The sequence below is a fragment of the Streptomyces diversicolor genome (assembly GCF_057537855.1).
In genome coordinates this window covers 32,373-51,447 of record NZ_BAAJXA010000019.1, presented here as the reverse complement: position 1 = coordinate 51,447, position 19,075 = coordinate 32,373, and the positions used below count along the sequence as shown (strand labels likewise).

Annotated in this window: 12 protein-coding genes; 7 read left to right on the top strand and 5 right to left on the bottom strand. The window is 71.1% G+C overall.

Annotation, left to right across the window (positions count from 1 at the left end; all coding sequences use genetic code 11):
• Positions 1-85 precede the first annotated feature (85 nt).
• The 6 genes from AC27LF_RS22990 to AC27LF_RS22965 all read left to right on the top strand — a co-directional run bounded on the left by AC27LF_RS22990 (position 86) and on the right by AC27LF_RS22965 (position 11,542).
• The gene (locus AC27LF_RS22990; protein ID WP_479658123.1) at positions 86-1,090 is read left to right on the top strand and encodes a carbohydrate ABC transporter permease; all 1,005 of its coding nucleotides are present in this window, start codon (positions 86-88) and stop codon (positions 1,088-1,090) included.
• Positions 1,091-1,103: 13 nt separating this feature from the next.
• On the top strand, positions 1,104-2,012 hold the full coding sequence (locus tag AC27LF_RS22985; RefSeq protein WP_479658124.1) for a sugar ABC transporter permease: 909 nt from the start codon (positions 1,104-1,106) through the stop codon (positions 2,010-2,012).
• Positions 2,013-2,069: 57 nt separating this feature from the next.
• Complete coding sequence (locus AC27LF_RS22980) at positions 2,070-3,734, top strand: glycoside hydrolase family 13 protein (RefSeq protein WP_479658125.1); 1,665 nt, start codon at positions 2,070-2,072, stop codon at positions 3,732-3,734.
• A 386-nt stretch (positions 3,735-4,120) separates the two neighbouring features.
• Positions 4,121-5,488 carry an alpha-amylase gene (locus tag AC27LF_RS22975; protein ID WP_479658126.1) on the top strand — a complete coding sequence of 456 codons (1,368 nt, stop codon included), beginning with the start codon at positions 4,121-4,123 and terminating at the stop codon, positions 5,486-5,488.
• A gap of 229 nt (positions 5,489-5,717) precedes the next feature.
• Positions 5,718-11,120 (top strand): pullulanase-type alpha-1,6-glucosidase, encoded by a 5,403-nt coding sequence (gene pulA, locus AC27LF_RS22970; protein WP_479658127.1) that lies wholly within the window; start codon positions 5,718-5,720, stop codon positions 11,118-11,120.
• Between the two features lie 32 nt (positions 11,121-11,152).
• Complete coding sequence (locus tag AC27LF_RS22965) at positions 11,153-11,542, top strand: 5-carboxymethyl-2-hydroxymuconate Delta-isomerase (RefSeq protein ID WP_479658128.1); 390 nt, start codon at positions 11,153-11,155, stop codon at positions 11,540-11,542.
• Here AC27LF_RS22965 and AC27LF_RS22960 read toward each other — a convergent pair.
• Both AC27LF_RS22960 and AC27LF_RS22955 read right to left on the bottom strand, forming a co-directional pair.
• Positions 11,539-12,228, bottom strand: a complete 690-nt coding sequence (locus AC27LF_RS22960; RefSeq protein ID WP_479658129.1) for a TetR/AcrR family transcriptional regulator — start codon at positions 12,226-12,228, stop codon at positions 11,539-11,541. The genes AC27LF_RS22965 and AC27LF_RS22960 overlap by 4 nt on opposite strands.
• A 331-nt stretch (positions 12,229-12,559) precedes the next feature.
• A complete protein-coding gene (locus tag AC27LF_RS22955; protein WP_479658130.1) occupies positions 12,560-14,485 on the bottom strand; it encodes a hypothetical protein in 1,926 nt (641 codons plus the stop codon).
• Positions 14,486-14,890: 405 nt separating this feature from the next.
• On the opposite strand from AC27LF_RS22955, the gene AC27LF_RS22950 reads away from it, so the two are divergent.
• Complete coding sequence (locus AC27LF_RS22950; RefSeq protein WP_479658131.1) at positions 14,891-15,292, top strand: hypothetical protein; 402 nt, start codon at positions 14,891-14,893, stop codon at positions 15,290-15,292.
• A 79-nt stretch (positions 15,293-15,371) separates the two neighbouring features.
• On the opposite strand, the gene AC27LF_RS22945 is transcribed toward AC27LF_RS22950, so the two are convergent.
• The 3 genes from AC27LF_RS22945 to AC27LF_RS22935 all read right to left on the bottom strand — a co-directional run bounded on the left by AC27LF_RS22945 (position 15,372) and on the right by AC27LF_RS22935 (position 19,056).
• On the bottom strand, positions 15,372-16,934 hold the full coding sequence (locus AC27LF_RS22945) for a DUF1996 domain-containing protein (protein WP_479658132.1): 1,563 nt from the start codon (positions 16,932-16,934) through the stop codon (positions 15,372-15,374).
• Positions 16,935-17,128: 194 nt separating this feature from the next.
• The gene (locus AC27LF_RS22940) at positions 17,129-17,782 is read right to left on the bottom strand and encodes a response regulator transcription factor (protein ID WP_479658133.1); all 654 of its coding nucleotides are present in this window, start codon (positions 17,780-17,782) and stop codon (positions 17,129-17,131) included.
• Positions 17,767-19,056 carry a sensor histidine kinase gene (locus tag AC27LF_RS22935; protein ID WP_479658134.1) on the bottom strand — a complete coding sequence of 430 codons (1,290 nt, stop codon included), beginning with the start codon at positions 19,054-19,056 and terminating at the stop codon, positions 17,767-17,769. The genes AC27LF_RS22940 and AC27LF_RS22935 overlap by 16 nt, the downstream gene beginning before the upstream one ends.
• Positions 19,057-19,075: the final 19 nt, after the last annotated feature.

Genomic DNA, 19,075 nt, shown 5'->3' with positions numbered 1-19,075 from the left:
CCGCGCGCAGGGGAGGGAACCGGCGGCCACCGGCCCGCGCCCGCCCCACCCCCGAACCGCAGACCTGCGAGAAGGTTGTCGAACCATGACAGTCGCCATCGACCGCGCGACCGGCAAGCGCCACGGTGACCGCGCGCCTCGGCCCGGGCTGGGGCAGCGCCTGAAGCACGGCTACCAAAGACACTGGTACGCCTACGCCATGATCGCCCCCGTGGCCGTGGTGCTCGGCGTCCTCGTGCTCTACCCCCTGGTGTACGGCCTCTACCTCACCCTCACCGACGCCAACAGCCTCAACACGGCGCGCACGATCGGCGTCAACCACATCGCGGCCACCTACGAGTTCATCGGCCTGGACAACTACAAGGACGTGCTGTTCGGCCCGACGGCCTACGACCGCTTCTGGTCGCACTTCATCTGGACCATCGTGTGGACCGCGCTGTGCGTCGCCCTGCACTACTGCATCGGCCTCGGCCTCGCCCTGCTGCTCAACCAGCGGCTGCGCGGCCGCACCGTCTACCGGCTGATCCTGGTCCTGCCGTGGGCCGTGCCCACCTTCGTCACCGTCTTCGGCTGGCGCTTCATGCTCGCCGACGGGGGCATCATCAACTCCGCCCTCGACACGCTGCACCTGCCGACGCCCCTGTGGCTTGAGGACACCTTCTGGCAGCGGTTCGCCGCCGTCATGGTCAACACCTGGTGCGGGGTGCCCTTCATGATGGTCTCGCTCCTCGGCGGCCTGCAGTCCATCGACACCGCCCTCTACGAGGCCGCCGAGATGGACGGCGCCAACGCCTGGCAGCGGTTCCGCCACGTCACCCTGCCGGGCCTGAGATCCGTCAGCTCCACCGTCGTACTCCTCGGCATCATCTGGACCTTCAACCAGTTCGCCGTCATCTTCCTGCTGTTCGGCACCACCGCACCCGACGCGCAGATCCTCGTGACCTGGGCCTACTACCTGGGCTTCGGACAGCAGCCGCGTGACTTCGCGCAGTCGGCCACCTACGGCATCCTGCTGCTGGCCATCCTGATCGTCTTCACCTCGTTCTACCGCCGCTGGCTGAACCGCAATGAGCAGCAGCTCGCGATCTGAGGCAGGAGTTCCCATGAGTACGACCACCGTCGAGACCTCCGCCACGGTGACCGAGGACCGCCCGGCGCCCGCCGGCCGCAAGCGCCGCACCCGCGGCGAACGCGGCCTCGCGGCGTCCCTCGCCTCGCACGGCGTCCTGGTCGCCGGGAGCGCCGTGGCGCTCTTCCCGGTCGCCTGGCTGGTGTTCCTGTCCCTCGGCCCGGACAAGGACGACTATCTGCACCCGGGCGGCATCTGGCGCAAGATGACGTTCGACAACTACACGTTCGTCCTCCAGCACACGAACTTCTTCGACTGGCTGAAGAGTTCCCTGATCGTCTCGCTCGGCACCACCGTGCTCGGCGTGCTGGTCGCCGCCACCACCGGATACGCGGTCTCCCGCATGCGCTTCCCCGGCTACCGGAAGTTCATGTGGGTGCTCCTGGTCACCCAGATGTTCCCGGTGGCCGTCCTCATGGTGCCGATGTACCAGATCCTGGCCGACCTCCAGCTCATCGACAGCTACTTCGGGCTGATCCTCGTGTACTGCTCGACGGCGGTGCCGTACTGCGCCTGGCTGCTGAAGGGCTACTTCGACACCATCCCGTTCGAGATCGACGAGGCGGGACGCGTCGACGGGCTGACCCCCTTCGGCACGTTCGCCCGCCTCATCCTGCCGCTCGCCAAGCCGGGACTCGCGGTCGCCGCCTTCTACAGCTTCATCACCGCGTTCGGCGAGGTCGCCTTCGCCACCACCTTCCTGCTGGACGACCAGAAGTACACGCTCGCCGTCGGCCTGCAGAGCTTCGTCAGCGAGCACGACGCCCAGCGCAACCTCATGGCCGCCACCGCGGTGCTGATCGCGATACCCGTCTCCGCGTTCTTCTACCTCGTGCAGAAGAACCTGGTGACCGGCCTCACCGCCGGCGGCACGAAGGGCTGACGCCCGCCGCCGCACCACCCCTTAATGACCCGAACTCCTTTACGTACCAAGGACGCCATGAGCCAGCACTCCGCCGACCCGGCCCCGAACACCGCCCTCGCCACCGTCGCGGGCCACCGCGACTGGTGGCGGGACGCGGTGATCTACCAGGTCTATCCGCGCAGCTTCGCCGACAGCAACGGCGACGGCATGGGCGACCTGGAGGGCATCCGTTCCCGACTCCCCTATCTGCGCGCCCTCGGCGTGGACGCCGTGTGGCTCAGCCCCTTCTACGCCTCGCCGCAGGCAGACGCGGGGTACGACGTCGCCGACTACCGGGCCGTGGACCCCATGTTCGGCAATCTGCTGGACGCCGACGCGCTGATCCGCGACGCCCACGCGGAGGGCCTGCGGATCATCGTCGACCTGGTGCCCAACCACTCCTCCGACCAGCACGAGTGGTTCAAGCGCGCGCTCGCCGAGGGCCCCGGCTCGCCGCTGCGGGACCGCTACCACTTCCGCCCCGGCAAGGGCGCCGACGGTGAACTCCCGCCCAACGACTGGGAGTCCATCTTCGGCGGGCCGGCCTGGACGCGGCTGCCGGACGGCGAGTGGTATCTGCACCTGTTCGCCCCCGAGCAGCCCGACTTCAACTGGGAACACCCGGCCGTCGGCGACGAGTTCCGCTCCATCCTGCGGTTCTGGCTCGACATGGGCGTGGACGGCTTCCGCATCGACGTGGCGCACGGTCTGGTCAAGGCGGAGGGGCTGCCCGACCTCGGCGCGCACGACCAGCTCAAGCTGCTGGGCAACGATGTCATGCCGTTCTTCGACCAGGACGGCGTGCACGCCGTCTACCGCGAGTGGCGCAAGGTCCTCGACGAGTACTCCGGCGACCGGATCTTCGTCGCGGAGGCGTGGACCCCGACCGTCGAGCGCACCGCGAACTACGTCCGCCCCGACGAGCTGCACCAGGCGTTCAACTTCCAGTATCTGAGCACCGACTGGGACGCGGTGGAACTGCGCCGGGTCATCGACCGCACCCTGGACGCCATGCGGCCGGTCGGCGCGCCCGCCACCTGGGTGCTGTCCAACCACGACGTCACCCGGCACGCCACCCGCTTCGCCAACCCGCCCGGCCTCGGCACCCAGATCCGCACCGCCGGGGACCGCGAGCTGGGGCTGCGCCGGGCCCGCGCCGCCACCCTGCTGATGCTGGCGCTGCCCGGCTCGGCCTACCTCTACCAGGGCGAGGAGCTGGGCCTGCCCGACGTGGTGGACCTGCCGGACGAGGTCCGCCAGGACCCGGCGTACTTCCGCGGCGCGGGACAGGACGGCTTCCGCGACGGCTGCCGGGTCCCGATCCCGTGGACCCGCGAGGGCTCCTCCTACGGCTTCGGACCGGGCGGCAGCTGGCTGCCGCAGCCGTCGGTCTGGGGCGAGCTGAGCGTGCAGGCGCAGGAGGGCGTGCCCGGCTCGACGCTGGAGCTGTACCGCTCGGCGCTGGCCGTACGGCGTGCGCAGCCGGACCTCGGCGCGGGCGAGAGCGTGGAGTGGCTGCGCGCGCCCGAGGGCGTACTGGCCTTCCGCCGCGGGGAGTTCGTCTGCGTCACGAACACGACGAGCGAGCCGGTGACGACCCCGGCACACGGCCGCGTACTCCTCACCACCGAAGAGGTGACCGACACGTCCGGCGAAACAAAGATCCCGCCCAACACCACGGTGTGGTGGACAACAGCCTGACAACACCCCCCGCGCCCCAAAGGGGCGCGGGGAACTACGCGACAAGCCACGACGCCGCCGCACCCGAACGCGGACCGTCGGTCGGTGTATTGCCGCAGGCGCGCTCGGGCAGCGCCCCGTAGGGGCGCGGGGAACTGCGCGACCAGCCACGATGACGCCGCACCCGAACGACGACCTGCCGGGCCCCCGGAGGGGGGCGCGGGGAACTGCGCGACCAGCCACGACGCTGCCGCACCCGACCGAGGACCTGCCAAGCCCCCGGAGGAGACGTCAGCCAGAAAACTTGCTGCAACTTTCCCCCGGCCCGCTGCCCTTTCACTCGGCAGGCCCTAACATCTGCGCCACCGCAAGTTTCAGCAAGAGCCTTCAATGACGAAGGGACCCCCATGCCTCGCAGATCACTCCTCGGCGCCCTCGCCACCGCCGCCCTTGTCATGACCCCGACCGCCGCGGACGCGTCACCGCCCGGCACCAAGGACGTCACCGCCGTCCTCTTCGAGTGGAAGTACGCCTCGGTGGCCCGCGAGTGCACCACCACCCTCGGCCCCGCAGGTTACGGCTACGTCCAGGTCTCCCCGCCCGCCGAGCACATACAGGGCGGCCAGTGGTGGACGTCGTACCAGCCGGTCAGCTACCGGATCGCCGGCCGCCTGGGCGACCGCACCGCGTTCCAGAACATGGTGAACACCTGCCACGCGGCAGGCGTCAAGGTCGTCGTGGACACGGTGATCAACCACATGTCGGCCGGCACCGGCACCGGCACCGGCGGCTCGTCGTACACGAAGTACGACTACCCCGGCCTGTACTCGGTCTACGACTTCGACGACTGCACCGCGCAGATCTCCAACTACCAGGACCGCTGGAACGTCCAGCACTGCGAACTGGTCGGCCTCGCCGACCTCGACACCGGCGAGGAGTACGTCCGCAAGACCATCGCGGGCTATGTGAACGACCTGATCGGCCTCGGCGTGGACGGCTTCCGCATCGACGCCGCCAAGCACATCCCCGCCGCGGACCTGGCCGACATCAAGTCCCGGCTGACCAACCCCTCCGCCTACTGGAAGCAGGAGGTCATCTACGGCGCGGGCGAGGCGGTGCAGCCCACCGAGTACACGGGCACCGGCGACGTCCAGGAGTTCCGCTACGCCTACGACCTCAAGCGCGTCTTCACCAGCGAGAAGCTCGCCTACCTGAAGAACTACGGCGAGGGCTGGGGCTATCTGAACAGCTCCGTCGCCGGCGTCTTCGTCGACAACCATGACACCGAACGCAACGGCAGCACCCTCAATTACAAGAGCGGCGCCGACTACACCCTGGCCAACGTCTTCATGCTCGCCCTCCCGTACGGCGCCCCCGACATCAACTCCGGCTACGAGTGGTCGGACGCGGACGCGGGACCGCCCAACGGCGGCACCGTCAACGCCTGCTGGCAGGACGGCTGGAAGTGCCAGCACGCCTGGCCGGAGATCAAGTCGATGGTCGCCTTCCGCAACGCCACGCGGGGCCAGTCGATGACCGACTGGTGGGACAACGGCAACAACGCGATCGGCTTCGGCCGCGGTGCCAAGGGCTACGTCGCCATCAACCACGAGTCGTCGTCCCTGACCCGCACCTACCAGACCTCGCTGCCCGCGGGCACGTACTGCAACGTGCAGAACAACACAACGGTGAGCGTGAACTCCTCGGGGCAGTTCACCGCCACCCTGGGCGGCAACACGGCCCTGGCGGTCTACGCGGGCAAGTCGTCCTGCTGAACCACCGGGCGGCACCCGCCGCATGAAAGTTCTTGCCGTGAATTGCACGGCTCTTGCTGTAAGGGTTTCGGCGGCGATACGGTCGCGCGGGCGCCCGGCAGCGGAGCCGTGCCGCACGTCGCACCCGCGCAGCGCGCCGCAGCCGCACCGCGTCGCGCACGTCGCACCCGCGCCGCGCACGTCGGAGCCGGGCCCCGAAAGAGCCGTAGCACGCTAGGAGTTCACGCCCGTGATACCGAGATGGCAGGCGCCACGGACGCGCCGCGCCCCCTACGTCAGACGGGTCGCGGCCGTCGTCGCCGCCGCCCTGGCCGCCGCACTCGTACCGCCCCTCGCCGCCCACGCGGCCACCCCGCCCGCACCACCCTCCGACGCCCGGCTCGCCGCGGAACCGGCCCGGCACGACGCGACCCGCGAGCAGTTCTACTTCGTCCTGCCGGACCGGTTCGCCAACGGCGACGTGGGCAACGACCGCGGCGGTCTTACCGGTTCCCGGCTCAGCACCGGCTACGACCCCACCGACAAGGGCTTCTACCAGGGCGGCGACCTCAAGGGCCTGACCGACCGGCTCGACTACATCAAGGGTCTGGGCACCACCGCCCTCTGGCTGGCCCCGATCTTCAAGAACCGGCCCGTGCAGGGCACAGGTGACGAGGCGTCGGCCGGCTACCACGGCTACTGGATCACCGACTTCACCCGCGTCGACCCGCACTTCGGCACCGACAAGGACCTCACGACCCTCATCTCCAAGGCGCACGCCAAGGGCATGAAGGTCTACTTCGACGTCATCACCAACCACACCGCCGACGTCGTCGACTACGCCGAGAAGTCCTACGACTACCTCTCCAAGGGCGCCTTCCCCTACCTCACCGAGGACGGCAAGCCCTTCGACGACGCCGACTACGCCGACGGCGGCAGGCCGTTCCCGGCCGTCGGCACCGGCTCGTTCCCGCGCACACCGCGGCCGACCAGCCAGTCCAAGGTCCCGGCCTGGCTCAACGACCCGACGATGTACCACAACCGCGGGGACTCGACGTACACCGGCGAGTCCACCACCTACGGCGACTTCTCCGGCCTTGACGACCTGTGGACCGAACGGCCCGAGGTCGTCAGGGGCATGGAGCGGATCTACCAGCGCTGGGTGCGGGGCTTCGGCGTGGACGGCTTCCGGATCGACACCGTCAAGCACGTGAACATGGAGTTCTGGACGCAGTGGGCCACGGCCCTCGACGCATACGCGGCCCGGCACGGCCGCGAGGACTTCTTCATGTTCGGGGAGGTCTACTCCGCCGACACCTCCGTCACCTCCCCGTACGTCACCCAGGGCCGCCTCGACGCCACCCTCGACTTCCCCTTCCAGGACGCGGTGCGCGGCTATGTCTCCCAGGGCGGCAGCGCCCGGAAACTCGCGGGCGTCTTCGCCGACGACTACAAGTACACGACCGACAAGGCCAACGCTTACGAGCAGGTCACCTTTCTCGGCAACCACGACATGGGCCGGATCGGGACGTTCCTGAGGCAGGACGACCCGGAGGCCGGCGACGCCGAACTGCTCGCCAAGGACCGGCTCGCCAACGAGCTGATGTTCCTCAGCCGGGGCAACCCCGTCGTCTACTACGGCGACGAGCAGGGCTTCACCGGTGCGGGCGGCGACAAGGACGCCCGCCAGACGATGTTCGCCTCCCGGGTCGCCGACTACCTCGACGACGACGAGATAGGCACCGACCGCACCCACGCGAGCGACGCCTACGACACCAGGGCACCGCTGTACCGGCAGATCAGCGCCCTGGCCAAGCTCCGCAAGGCCAACCCGGCGCTCACCGACGGGGTGCAGACCGAGCGGTACGCGGCCGACGGCGCCGGGATCTACGCCTTCACCCGCACCGACGCCGGGACCGGCCAGGAGTACGTCGTCGCGTTCAACAACGCGGAGCAGGCCAAGGCCGCCACCTTCGCGACCGGCTCGGCGGGCATGACCTACCGGGGCGTCTACGGCAGCACCGACTCCGTGCGGTCCGGCACCGACCGCCGCCTCACCGTCACCGTCCCGGCCGGCACCGCCGTGGTGTACAAGGCCGCAGGCCCCCTCGCCAGGCCCGCGGCCAAGCCGGCGATCACCCTCACCGCCCCGGCCGCCGGCGCCACCGGCACCGTCGAACTGTCGGCCGGCGTCGACGGCGGACAGCTCAACCGGGTCGTGTTCGCCGCCCAGGTCGGCAACGGCCCCTGGCGGACCCTCGGCTCCGCCGACCACGCCCCGTACCGGGTCACCCAGACCCTCGGCGGCGACATCCCGGCCGGCACCGCCCTGCGCTACAAGGCCGTCGTGATCGACTCGGCCGGGCGCACCGCGAGCGCCACCGCCGCCGGCAGCACCGGCACCCCGCCCGCCGAGGACGTCCCCACGGCCGCCTCCCGGGACTACGCGATCGTCCACTACAAGCGCGCGGACGGCGACTACACCGACTGGGGCCTGTACGCCTGGGGCGACCTCGCCGACGGCGAGTCCACCACCTGGCCGGACAGCCACCCCTTCGTCGGCCGGGACGCCTACGGCGCCTTCGCCTACGTCAGGCTCAGGCCCGGCGCCTCGAACGTCGGCTTCCTGGTCATCGACAAGAACGGCACCAAGGACGTCTCCGCCGACCGCGGCATCGACCTCACCAGGACGGGCGAGGTGTGGATCGAGCAGGGCAAGGCCGACGTCCTGACCGAGAACCCCGCCCCGCCCGCCCAGGACACCGGCAAGGCGGTCCTCCACTACCACCGCGCCGACGGGAACTACGACGGCTGGGGCCTGCACGTCTGGACGGGCGCCGCGCACCCCACCGACTGGTCGAAGCCGCTGCCGCCGGTGCGGACCGACCCCTATGGCGCGGTCTTCGAGGTACCGCTGACCGAGGGCGCCACCAGCCTCGGCTACATCCTCCACAAGGGCGACGAGAAGGACCTGCCCGCCGACCAGTCGCTGGACCTCAAGGCCGAAGGACATGAGGTGTGGCTGCTGAACGGCCAGGACAAGCACCTGCTGCCGCAGCCCGCGGGCGGCGCCGCCGCGCTTGACCTGACCACCGCCAAGGCCATCTGGATCGACCGGGACACCGTCGCCTGGAACGGCGTCGAGGGCGCCGCCTCCACCCAGCTGCTCGCCTCCCACGACGGCTCGATCGCCGTCAAGGACGGGACGCTGACCAGCGACGACGAACGCTGGCTGCGCCTGCGGAAGACCACACTCACCGACGCCCAGAAGGCGAAGTACCCCCATCTGAAGGACTACACCGCCTGGTCCGTCGACCCGCGCGACCGGGCCCGCGTCCCGGGCGCGCTCGACGGGCAGCTCGTCGCCTCCCAGCGGGCCGCGAACGGCGCGGTGCTCGCCGCGACCGGCGTCCAGATCGCCGGCGTCCTGGACGACGTGTACGACGCGACCGGGGCCGATCTCGGACCGACGTTCCGGGGCGGCCGTCCCACGCTGGCGGTGTGGGCGCCCACGGCACAGCGCGTCTCCCTGGAACTGGACGGCTCCACGGTGGCCATGCGGCGCGACGACACCACCGGCGTGTGGTCCGTCACCGGCCCCGCGTCCTGGAAGAACAAGCCCTACCGGTACGTCGTGAAGGTGTGGGCGCCCGCCGTCGGCCAGATCGTCACCAACAGGGTCACCGACCCCTACTCGCTCGCCCTCACCGCGAACTCCCGGCGCAGCCTCGTCGTCGACCTGGACGACCGGTCCCTGACGCCGGACGGCTGGTCGACGCTGCGCAAGCCGCGGGCCGTGCCGCTCAAGGACGCCCAGATCCAGGAACTGCACATCCGTGACTTCTCCGTCGCGGACGAGACCGTACCGGCCGGGCACCGGGGCACCTACCGGGCCTTCACCGACAAGGACGGCGACGGCTCCCGGCACCTGCGGGAACTGGCCCGGTCCGGCACCTCCTACGTGCACCTGCTGCCCGCCTTCGACATCGCCACCGTCCCCGAGAAGAGGACCGACCAGGCGAGCCCCGACTGCGACCTCGCCGCCCTCCCGGCCGACTCCGACGCCCAGCAGGCGTGCGTGGCGAAGACCGCCGCGAAGGACGCCTACAACTGGGGCTACGACCCGTACCACTACACGGTCCCCGAGGGCTCGTACGCCACCGACCCGGACGGCACCGCCCGCACGCTCCAGTTCCGCGAGATGGTCAAGGCACTGGGCGAGGACGGCCTGCGGGTCGTCATGGACGTCGTCTACAACCACACCGCGGCGAGCGGCCAGGCCGACACCAGCGTCCTCGACCGGATCGTGCCGGGCTACTACCAGCGGCTGCTCGCCGACGGCAGCGTGGCCACCAGCACCTGCTGCGCCAACACCGCGCCCGAGAACGCCATGATGGGCAAGCTGGTGGTCGACTCCATCGTCACCTGGGCCAAGGAGTACAAGGTCGACGGGTTCCGCTTCGACCTCATGGGCCACCATCCGAAGGCCAACATCCTCGCCGTGCGCAAGGCACTCGACGCGCTGACCCCGCAGAAGGACGGCGTCGACGGCAAGAAGATCATCCTGTACGGCGAGGGCTGGAACTTCGGCGAGGTCGCCGACGACGCCCGCTTCGTCCAGGCCACCCAGCAGAACATGGCCGGCACCGGCATCGCCACCTTCTCCGACCGGGCCCGGGACGCGGTGCGCGGCGGCGGCCCCTTCGACGACGACCCGGGCGTCCAGGGCTTCGCGTCCGGCCTGTACACCGACCCCAACCCCGCCGCCGCCAACGGCACCCCGGCCGAGCAGCGGGCCCGGCTCCTGCACTACCAGGACCTGATCAAGGTCGGTCTGACCGGGAACCTCGCCCGGTACCGCTTCACCGGCACCGACGGCAAGGAGGTCAGCGGCGCCGAGGTCGACTACAACGGCGCACCCGCCGGCTACGCGGACGCACCCGGAGACGCTCTCGCCTACGCGGACGCGCACGACAACGAGTCGCTGTTCGACGCGCTCGCCTACAAACTGCCCCAGGACACCTCCGCCGACGACCGCGCCCGGATGCAGGTCCTGGCGATGGCCACGGCCGCGCTCTCCCAGGGCCCGGCCCTCTCCCCGGCCGGCACCGACCTGCTGCGCTCCAAGTCCCTGGACCGCAACTCCTACGACAGCGGCGACTGGTTCAACGCCGTCCACTGGAACTGCGCGGACGGCAACGGCTTCGGCCGCGGGCTGCCCATGGCCGCCGACAACGCCGCCAAGTGGCCCTACGCCAAACCCCTGTTGGCCTCCGTGCGGGTCGGCTGCCCGCAGATCCGCGGCGCCTCGGCCGCCTACCAGGACCTGCTGAAGATCCGTACGACGGAACGGGCGTTCTCCCTCGGCACGACCGAACGGGTGCAGGCGCAGCTCGCCTTCCCGCTGTCCGGGAAGGACGAGACACCCGGCGTGATCACCATGCGGCTCGGCGACCTGGTCGTGGTGTTCAACGCGACGCCCACGCGGCAGGAGCAGCGGATCGCCGGGCTCGCCCAGGACCGCTACCGGCTGCACCCGGCGCAGTCCGCGGGCGCCGACCCGGTGGTGAAGACCTCCTCCTACGCCGCGGACTCGGGCACCTTCACCGTCCCGGCCCGTACCGTGGCGGTGTTCACCCGGGCCGCGAACTAGGGTGAGGGCGTTGCCGTAGAACAGGAGCGCAGATGCCGCAGATCACCATCGACTACTCCCGCACCCTGGAGCCCGCGTTCGACCGCGCGGGCTTCGCGCGGGCGCTGCACGAGGCGACCGTCGAGATCGCGGCGGCCAAGCCGGAGGCATGCAAGACGCAGTTCCGCGCCGGCGCGGTCACCGCGTTCGGCTACGCCGACCCGGCCGCGCTGGAACACGCCGTCGTGCACGTCACCATCGGGCTGCTCGCCGGCCGCAGCGACGAGACGAAGGCGCGGCTGACGGAAACCGTGCTGGACCTGCTGCGCACGCACATCACGGACGAGGGCGCCACCCTGCACGCCTCGGCCGAGGTCCGCGATCTCGACCCGTCCTACCGCAAGTTCGACCGTCAGGGCCCGGGTTCGCCGGGGACGCCCTAGGAGGCCAGGGCCACGAGCCGGCCGATCAGGTCCGCGAACGGGCCGTCGGCCGGCTCGTCCTTGACCATGCCGCGCAGCAGCTCGGCCATCTCCTCGTCGTAGGCGGCGCTCACCGCCGCCAGCGCGGCGAAGTCGTACACGAGCTGGGCCTCCAACTCGGCGCGCGGGATGCGCCGTCCGTCCAGCCAGATCAAGGCGGTCGACTCGGCGAGCGAGATCCAGGAGCGGACGACCAGTTCCAGCCGCGGAGGCGCGGTCACGATCCCCAGATGCGACAGGATCTGGTCGTACGCGGCCTGCCGTACGGAGTCGATGAGCGCGTTCGTCGTGGAGGAACCGACCGCGGGACCGCCGCGCATCAACGCCGAGAAGCCGCGGCCGTGTTCGTCCACGAAGTCGAAGAACCGGCGCATCACCCGCAGCAGCCGTGCCCCGAGCGGGCCCTCCTGCGGCTCCGCGAACCGGCCCGCGAGATCCTCCGCCGCCCGCTTCAACGCGGCCTCGTACAGGCTGAGTTTGCCCGGGAAGTAGTGGTAGACGAGGGGACGTGAGATGCCGGCGGCCGCCGCTATCTCATCGATGGAGACCTCATCGGGCGAGCGACGGCTGAACAGTTCGAGGGCCACACCGATCAACTGCTGCCGCCGCTCCTCCACTCCCATCCTGCGGCGAACCCCGGTACTCATACGAACACCTTACCGACACTTTCCGCCCCACCCACCCCGCCCCCACCAAACCCCCCATTTCCCCACCCCTCACAAGGGGCGCGGGGAACTGCGCGATCAACCACAACGCACCCGCAGCCGCCCCACGTCCGCACCCCACCCCCACATGCCGCAGGGTCGGTCTGGATGGCAGGGCTCAACCCCAGCCAACCTAGGGGCGCGGGGAACTGCGCGACCGGCCACAACGCACCCGCACCCGCCCCACGTCCGCAACCCACCCCCACATGCCGCGAGGCGTGCTCTGACCAGCGGAGGGTGGCGCCCCGCAGGGGCGCAGAAAACGGCGCGATGACTAACGCAGCGCGGAAACCCGCCCCCCATCCCCCAACGTCCCGCTAAGCCGGGCGCTAGCCCCCTGCTTGGCCCGAGCAGCAAGCACACGGCCCCGCACAGACGCGGTGACCCCCCCGTCCGTACGGATCGACGCCACGTCCTTGCTGCCCGCGGCCAGCAGATACCAGGACCCGCCCTCCGACTTCCACAGCACCCCGGCCAGCACATGCGGATCGCGCGGACCACACGCGGCCACGTCGGTGGCCTTGGCGGCGACCGCCCCGTACCGGCCGCCCGGCGTGTGGAACTGGGCCAGCACCGCCGTGCCCGCACCCCGCCAGGTCTCCGCCCGCGTGCACACCCAGTCCGCCGTCCCGGCATCCTCGGGCAGCGCCTGGTCGGCGTACGCCCAGGCGTTCACGCTGCGCACACCCCCCGCGCGCTGCGCGGCCAGCGAGCAGGCGAACGGCGCCCACGTGGCCAGCGTCTCCGCCCCGGCCGACTGGGCGGCACCGGGACGGCCGCTGGTGAGACGGGCCGGCACCAGTTCGCCGAGGTCGGTGGACAGATACGTACCGGACGCGTCGGTCAGTTGCAGCACGTTCCACGACGTACAGGCGTCGGGCTGCCGCACCGGGCTGGCCTGCGGCGCCGTGACCCCGTCGGTCAGGTCGAGGTCCATCGCACCCCCGCTCGGCTTCCGCAGATCCCGTTCGGCGGCCTTCGTCACCCAAGGCGCGGTCAGATAGCGGACGTTGCCGTCGGCGCGGCCCAGCACGAGCGCGCTGGCCTCGGGCCCGGTCGCCCCGTCCACGCGGGCCAGGTCGAGCGCGGCGCCCTCCGTGCCGTCCTTCGGTTCGGCGTACCGGGCGATGCGCAGACCGTCGTAGAGGATCACCACATGCGCGTTGTCCACCTCGCCGGCGTACAGCAGCTGCGGCGGGCCCGCCGGGCCGCCGGTCTGGGTGCCGGGGGTGGCCGAGACCCGGACGGACCCACCGGGGCGGGCCCAGACGGCGAGCGCGCGGCGCAGCAGCGCGGTGTCCCCGGCGAGGGCGCCGCGGGCCGGCCACACGGAGAAGTCGGTGCGCGCCGACGACTTCCAGGCCGCCGGGGCGACACGGACCAGCCGGCCCGGGTCCAGGGCGGCTTCCGCCGCCGGGTTCTGCGCGTACTCGGGTGCCGCCGCGCCGTCCGGACCCCAGCCGCCGCCCGGCAGCGCGACGAGCGCGCCGCACACCGCGATCGCGGCAGCGGCGGCGATCGCGGCCTTGGTGTGCTGCCTGCGCCGCATCAGGTCGGTGGGCCGGGCCTGGAGCGAGCAGGGGTCGAACTCGGGGGAGTCGAGCAGCGCGTGCTGCGCGGGGACGCCGTTCGCCTCCGCGAGCGCCGCGTCGGGGTCCGCCACCTTGGCGGCGGCCAGGACCCGGCGCACGTCGGCGTCCGGCAGTTTCTCCAGACCGCGCAGCACGTAGGCGGCGCGGGCCGGTCCGCTCAGCGTCGCGAGGCGCTGGTCGAGGGCGAGTTCGTCGGCGCCGCCGGACCGTGGGAACAGCCGCAGGCCCCATACCTGAGGGAGCAGCGGCGGCAGCTGGGACCGTTTGGGCCACGCACGGCGCCTGAGCGGGAGCCCCGCCTCCAGGGCCGTACGCACCACCCTGAGGCGTACGAAGGCGTACCCGGGGTCGCCGTCGCGTCCCGTCGACTGCGACGGGATCACCGAAGCGGACGTACGGCCCCGGGGCAGCGCCCGCTGGACCAGGGCGTGCGCGGTCAGGACGCGCCGGCTGCGGCCCATGCCGGGCGGCAGCACCAGATAGCCGAGCCGGACCAGCCGCGGATAGTGCTCGACGAGCGCGGCCTCGGCCTGCTCGACATCGACGACCGAGCCGTCGGCTGCGGTGGAGGTGGGTGCGTGACGCGGGGCTACATCCTGTGGCTGCACGTCCGGGAGAACGATCAGAACGGCGGTTGGTCACCGTGGTGGCCCTCTCTCCTTCCGTTCGCTGTGGCTTGGCGTCGGTGTTTGTCTGCGGCGTCGTTGTGGCTGGTCGCGCAGTTCCCCGCGCCCCCCTGCGGGGCTTGGCGCGGTGTTTGTCTGCGGGTGCGTCGTGGCTGGTCGCGCAGTTCCCCGCGCCCCTTGTGGGGGCTGGTGTGGTTTTTCGGGTGCGGGTGTGTTGTGGCTGGTCGCGCCGTTCCTCGCGCCCCTTTCGGGGCGCTGGGTACGGGGGCGTTCGGGGGGGTTCGGGTGTGGGATTGAGTGGGAGGCGGGTGGGGTCCGTATCGATGGTGGGGTCCCGTGGCGGGGCCCTCTGCGGCATGCTGTCGCCGATCGGGACCGGAGGAACACATGAGGGTGACGCGACCGATGCTCGCCGTGACGGGTGTCGCGGCCGTACTGACGCTGGCGGGCTGCGGATCCGGCGGCGACGCGGGGGCGGTGCCGCCCACGGCCACGGGCAGCCTGGAGAGCCTGGCCGCCGAGGTGAAGTGCGCGCCGGACATCCAGACCGACGCCGACGAGATCCGCCAGGCGCTCTGCAAGAACCGGGACGGGAAGTTCGTCCTCGCCACCTTCGCCACCGACCGCGGCCAGCGCGAGTGGATCAACGACGCGAAGGACTACGGCGGTTACTACCTGGTGGGCCGCAAGTGGGTGGCCGTCGGCGAGGACGGGGTGGTCAGGGCGCTGCGCGGCAGGCTCGGCGGTGCCCTGGAGGCCGGCACGGACCACAGCGCCCACACCGGCTGACGCGCCGGTTTCGGCATGACGAAGGCCGGTGGCGGGAGGGACCCGCCACCGGCCTTCCACCGGGACCCGCCTCAGCGGATCACTGGCACCGCTGCCCGCGGTTGACACAGTTCGCGATCTTGTTCGCCAGGCCGCCGGTCGTGACGCTGATGAAGTCGTCGTGGTCGGTGGCCGGTTTGTGCAGCTGTTCCGGGAAGCCGTCCACCGCGTAGGCGTTCTTCACCACGCCGTTCTGGATGCTCGGCCGCGGAACGCTGTACACCAGGCGCATCGTCAGCTGCGGGATCGCCTTGAACCCGTTCTGGCAGTTGCCGTTCGCGTCGGCGAAGGCCACGTGGGTGCGGTGGTTCGCGCTGTCGATGTTCTGGCCGTCCCAGCAGCTCTGGAAGGCGAAGGTGCGGACCACCTGGCTGCCCTGCGGGCAGATCGGGTACTGCTCGGTCAGCTGCACCTTGTTCTCGAAGCCGGTGCAGCTCCAGTGCGCGTTGGCGTTGGCCAGGCCGTTGGTGGTGGTCTTGGCGTCACCGGTGATGATGCGCAGGAACTGGGGCATCGCGACGACCTTGGAGGTCGGGCTGCCGACGTACTTGATCTCCGCCTGCCGGGGGACCAGGATGCGGCCGACGTTGCCCTCCTTGCCGCCGCCGTCGGCGTTCTGGTCGAAGTCCTGCGTGCCGTCCTGGACGCGGACCACCGGCCAGTAGTACGACGACAGGTCGTTCTTGTTCTGGCAGCTGGTGCCGCCCTGCAAGAACGTGTCGTTGCTGGAGAACGCGTTGACCTTCTGGTTGCCGACGTAGTCGTGCAGGTGGTGCGCGCCGTTGGCCACGCCGGGCGCCACGATCACGTTGTCGGTGTTGTGGTTCTTGTTGGCGTTCACACCGCAGCGGGTGGTGAACGTGCCGGTCGACGCGGCCCGGGTCTTGCGCGGCTTCGCCTTGACGTTCGGCTGCACCTTGGTGATGTCGACGAAGTCGGCGGCGACCGGGCCGTTGCCTGCCTGCCCGCCGTTGCCGCCCTGCTGCTGGCCGTCGCCGCCGTTCTGGCCGCCGCCCTGCTGGCCGCCGCCGTTCTGCTGGTCACCGCCCTGCTGCTGGCCGCCGCCTTGCTGTTGACCGCCGCCCTGCTGCTGGCCGTTGCCGCCGTTCTGGCCGCCGGCGTTGGTCTGGTTGGCGCTCTGCGTGGTGCAGGCGGACAGCTGGGCCAGCGAGGTGTCGAAGGAACCGCCGACCCGCTGGATGCCGATTCTGATCCGGTCGATCGTCGCGGCCCGCTTCTCCTTGAGGGGGCCGACGATCGCGTTCTGTACGAAGTTCGTGTCGTTCTGCTGTGCCTGGCGGGTGGAGGCGAGCCGGGCGTAGGCCTCGGTGATCTGCTTGTCGAGGTTCGCCAGCTCCGTCGCCACCCCGGGGCGGGCCGCGTTCGGCACGTTCGTCAGCTTCTGGCCGACGTCCGGGCAGGAGATCGTCGCCACCTGCGCGGCGGCGGCCTTCGTCTGGTTCTGCGCCGAGTTGTTCGATTCATGCGCAGAGGCATAGAAGTTCGCCCAGATCAGCCCGCCCCCACCGAGCGCTAGGGCCGCCGATGCGGCTATGGCCTTGGTGGCCAGCGGCGTACGGCGTTTTCGTGTGTTGCGTCCCATGGAACTCCTCTGACTTCCTTGCGGGGCAGCATCGAGGCGCCCGACAGGAGTGAAGCGGCGTCCTTTCATACGGACCCGGTCCCAGGGGTGTTCAGCCGTCCCACGAATTCCTCACAGGTTCGATGTTTCGGCTGTGCTCAACCGCCCCTTGAGCAGCGGGAGTCGGCGAAAACATCCGAGGAGGGGCAAGGCGGTCAGCGGTCCCGGTCGAGGTAGGCGAGCACCGCCAGGACGCGTCGATTGTCGTCGTCCGACACCTCAAGTCCCAGTTTGGCGAAGATATTGGAGGTGTGCTTGGCGATCGCCCGTTCCGTGACGACGAGTTGACCGGCGATCGCCGCGTTCGACCGGCCCTGCGCCATCAGTTCCAGCACCTCAAGCTCCCGGGGGGTCAGCCCGCCGAGCGGCCGGTCGGCGGCGGCCCGCCGGGACAGCAGCTGCTGGATCACCTGCGGGTCCATCGCCGTGCCGCCCCCCGCCACCCGCCGCACGGCGTCCACGAACTGCTCCGCGTCGAACACCCGGTCCTTCAGCAGATACCCGACCCCGCCGGTGCCGTCGGCGAGCAGTTCACGCGCGTACAACTGCTCCACGTGCTGCGACAGGACCAGCACCGGCAGCCCCGGCCGGTCCCGGCGGGCCGCGAGCGCGCACTGCAACCCCTCGTCGGTGTGCGTCGGCGGCAGGCGTACGTCGACCACCGCGACGTCCGGCCGCAGCTCGGCCAGCGCATGGGTCAGCTCGGGGCCCGACTCGACGGCCGCGGCGATCTCGAAGTCGTGGGCCGTCAGCAGCCGGGCCAGCCCGTCGCGCAGCAGGAACAGGTCTTCGGCTAGGACAACGCGCACGGAATCTCCATGGTCACCATGGTGGGACCGCCCGCGGGACTGCTGACGGCCAGGATGCCGTCGAATGTACCCAGTCGCCGCTCGATCCCGGGCAGCCCGGAGCCGCCCGTGAGCACGGCGCCGCCCCGGCCGTTGTCGGTGACCGCGATCCGCAGCAGCCCGCCCTCCTGCGGCACATGGTGCAGATCGACCCAGATCCGGTCGGCGCCGGAGTGCTTGACCGCGTTGGTCAGCACCTCGCTGATCGCGAAGTACGCGGCCGACTCCACCGGCGCGGCCGGCCGCCCGGCCAGCTCCACGGTCACCTCGGTGGCCACCGGCAGCCGCAGCGCCAACGCCCGTACGGCATCGCCGAGTCCGCGTTCGGCCAGCACCGGCGGATGGATGCCGCGCACCAGATCGCGCAGTTCGCCGAGCGCCTCGGCGGAGGCGCGGCGGGCCTGCGCGAGCAGTTCCCGCGCCTTCGCCGGGTCCTTGTCCAGCAAAGCCTCGACGGTGCCCAGGTCCATGCCCATCGCGACGAGCCGGGCCTGCGCGCCGTCGTGCAGGTCCCGCTCGATGCGGCGCAGCTCGGCCGCGGAGGTGTCCACGGCGTCCCGCCGGGTCTCGGTCAGCACCCGTACCCGTTCGGTGAGTTCACCCTGGCCCGTGGCGAGCACGGAACGGGTCAGCAGGAAGTGGAAGCGCAGCAGCGGCGGCGCGAGGACGTACGCGGCGGCCAGCAGCGCCGCGCCGAGCAGCCCGGCGAGCAGCGCGCTGCCCTGCCCGGAGACCGGCACGAAGCCGTACCACCAGCCGACCCGGCTGCCGTCCGTGAACACCCGCCACAACCCGGCGGCCAGCGCGAAACCCTCCAGCGGGTAGAGCAGCAGGGCGGCGGGCAGCAGCGCGGTGACGAACCCGGCCGTCATGTCCACCAGGAGCCAGCCGAGGTCCCGCCAGGTCGCCGGGTCGCCGAGCATGCCGAAGGTACGCGCCCACGGGTTGGCCCCCTCGGGGTCCGGCCGGTAGGCGGGCGGGATCCGCACCCCGCACCACTGCGCGGCCACCAGCCGCCGCCAGTTCGCGAAGGCCCGCACGCCGGTCAGCACCCAGGGTGTCGTGACGATCCCGAGGCCCAGCGGGACGAGCGCGATCGACACGACGGACAGCACGAACAGGGTGATCGAACCGGCGAGCGCGACGATCGCGAGGGCGAGCCCCCGCGCTCCGGCGGTCACGGCGGCGCGCGTCCGGCCGCCGAAGGTCCTGGTGTCCCTGCTCCCTGTGTCCATGCCGTCAGTCTCGCCGAAC

Coding starts and splice junctions, on each gene's coding strand:
- AC27LF_RS22990 (WP_479658123.1), top strand. CDS start 86: ATGACAGTCGCCATCGACCGCGCGACCGGCAAGCGCCACGGTGACCGC.
- AC27LF_RS22985 (WP_479658124.1), top strand. CDS start 1,104: ATGAGTACGACCACCGTCGAGACCTCCGCCACGGTGACCGAGGACCGC.
- AC27LF_RS22980 (WP_479658125.1), top strand. CDS start 2,070: ATGAGCCAGCACTCCGCCGACCCGGCCCCGAACACCGCCCTCGCCACC.
- AC27LF_RS22975 (WP_479658126.1), top strand. CDS start 4,121: ATGCCTCGCAGATCACTCCTCGGCGCCCTCGCCACCGCCGCCCTTGTC.
- AC27LF_RS22965 (WP_479658128.1), top strand. CDS start 11,153: ATGCCGCAGATCACCATCGACTACTCCCGCACCCTGGAGCCCGCGTTC.
- AC27LF_RS22960 (WP_479658129.1), bottom strand. CDS start 12,228: ATGAGTACCGGGGTTCGCCGCAGGATGGGAGTGGAGGAGCGGCGGCAG.
- AC27LF_RS22950 (WP_479658131.1), top strand. CDS start 14,891: ATGAGGGTGACGCGACCGATGCTCGCCGTGACGGGTGTCGCGGCCGTA.
- AC27LF_RS22945 (WP_479658132.1), bottom strand. CDS start 16,934: ATGGGACGCAACACACGAAAACGCCGTACGCCGCTGGCCACCAAGGCC.
- AC27LF_RS22935 (WP_479658134.1), bottom strand. CDS start 19,056: ATGGACACAGGGAGCAGGGACACCAGGACCTTCGGCGGCCGGACGCGC.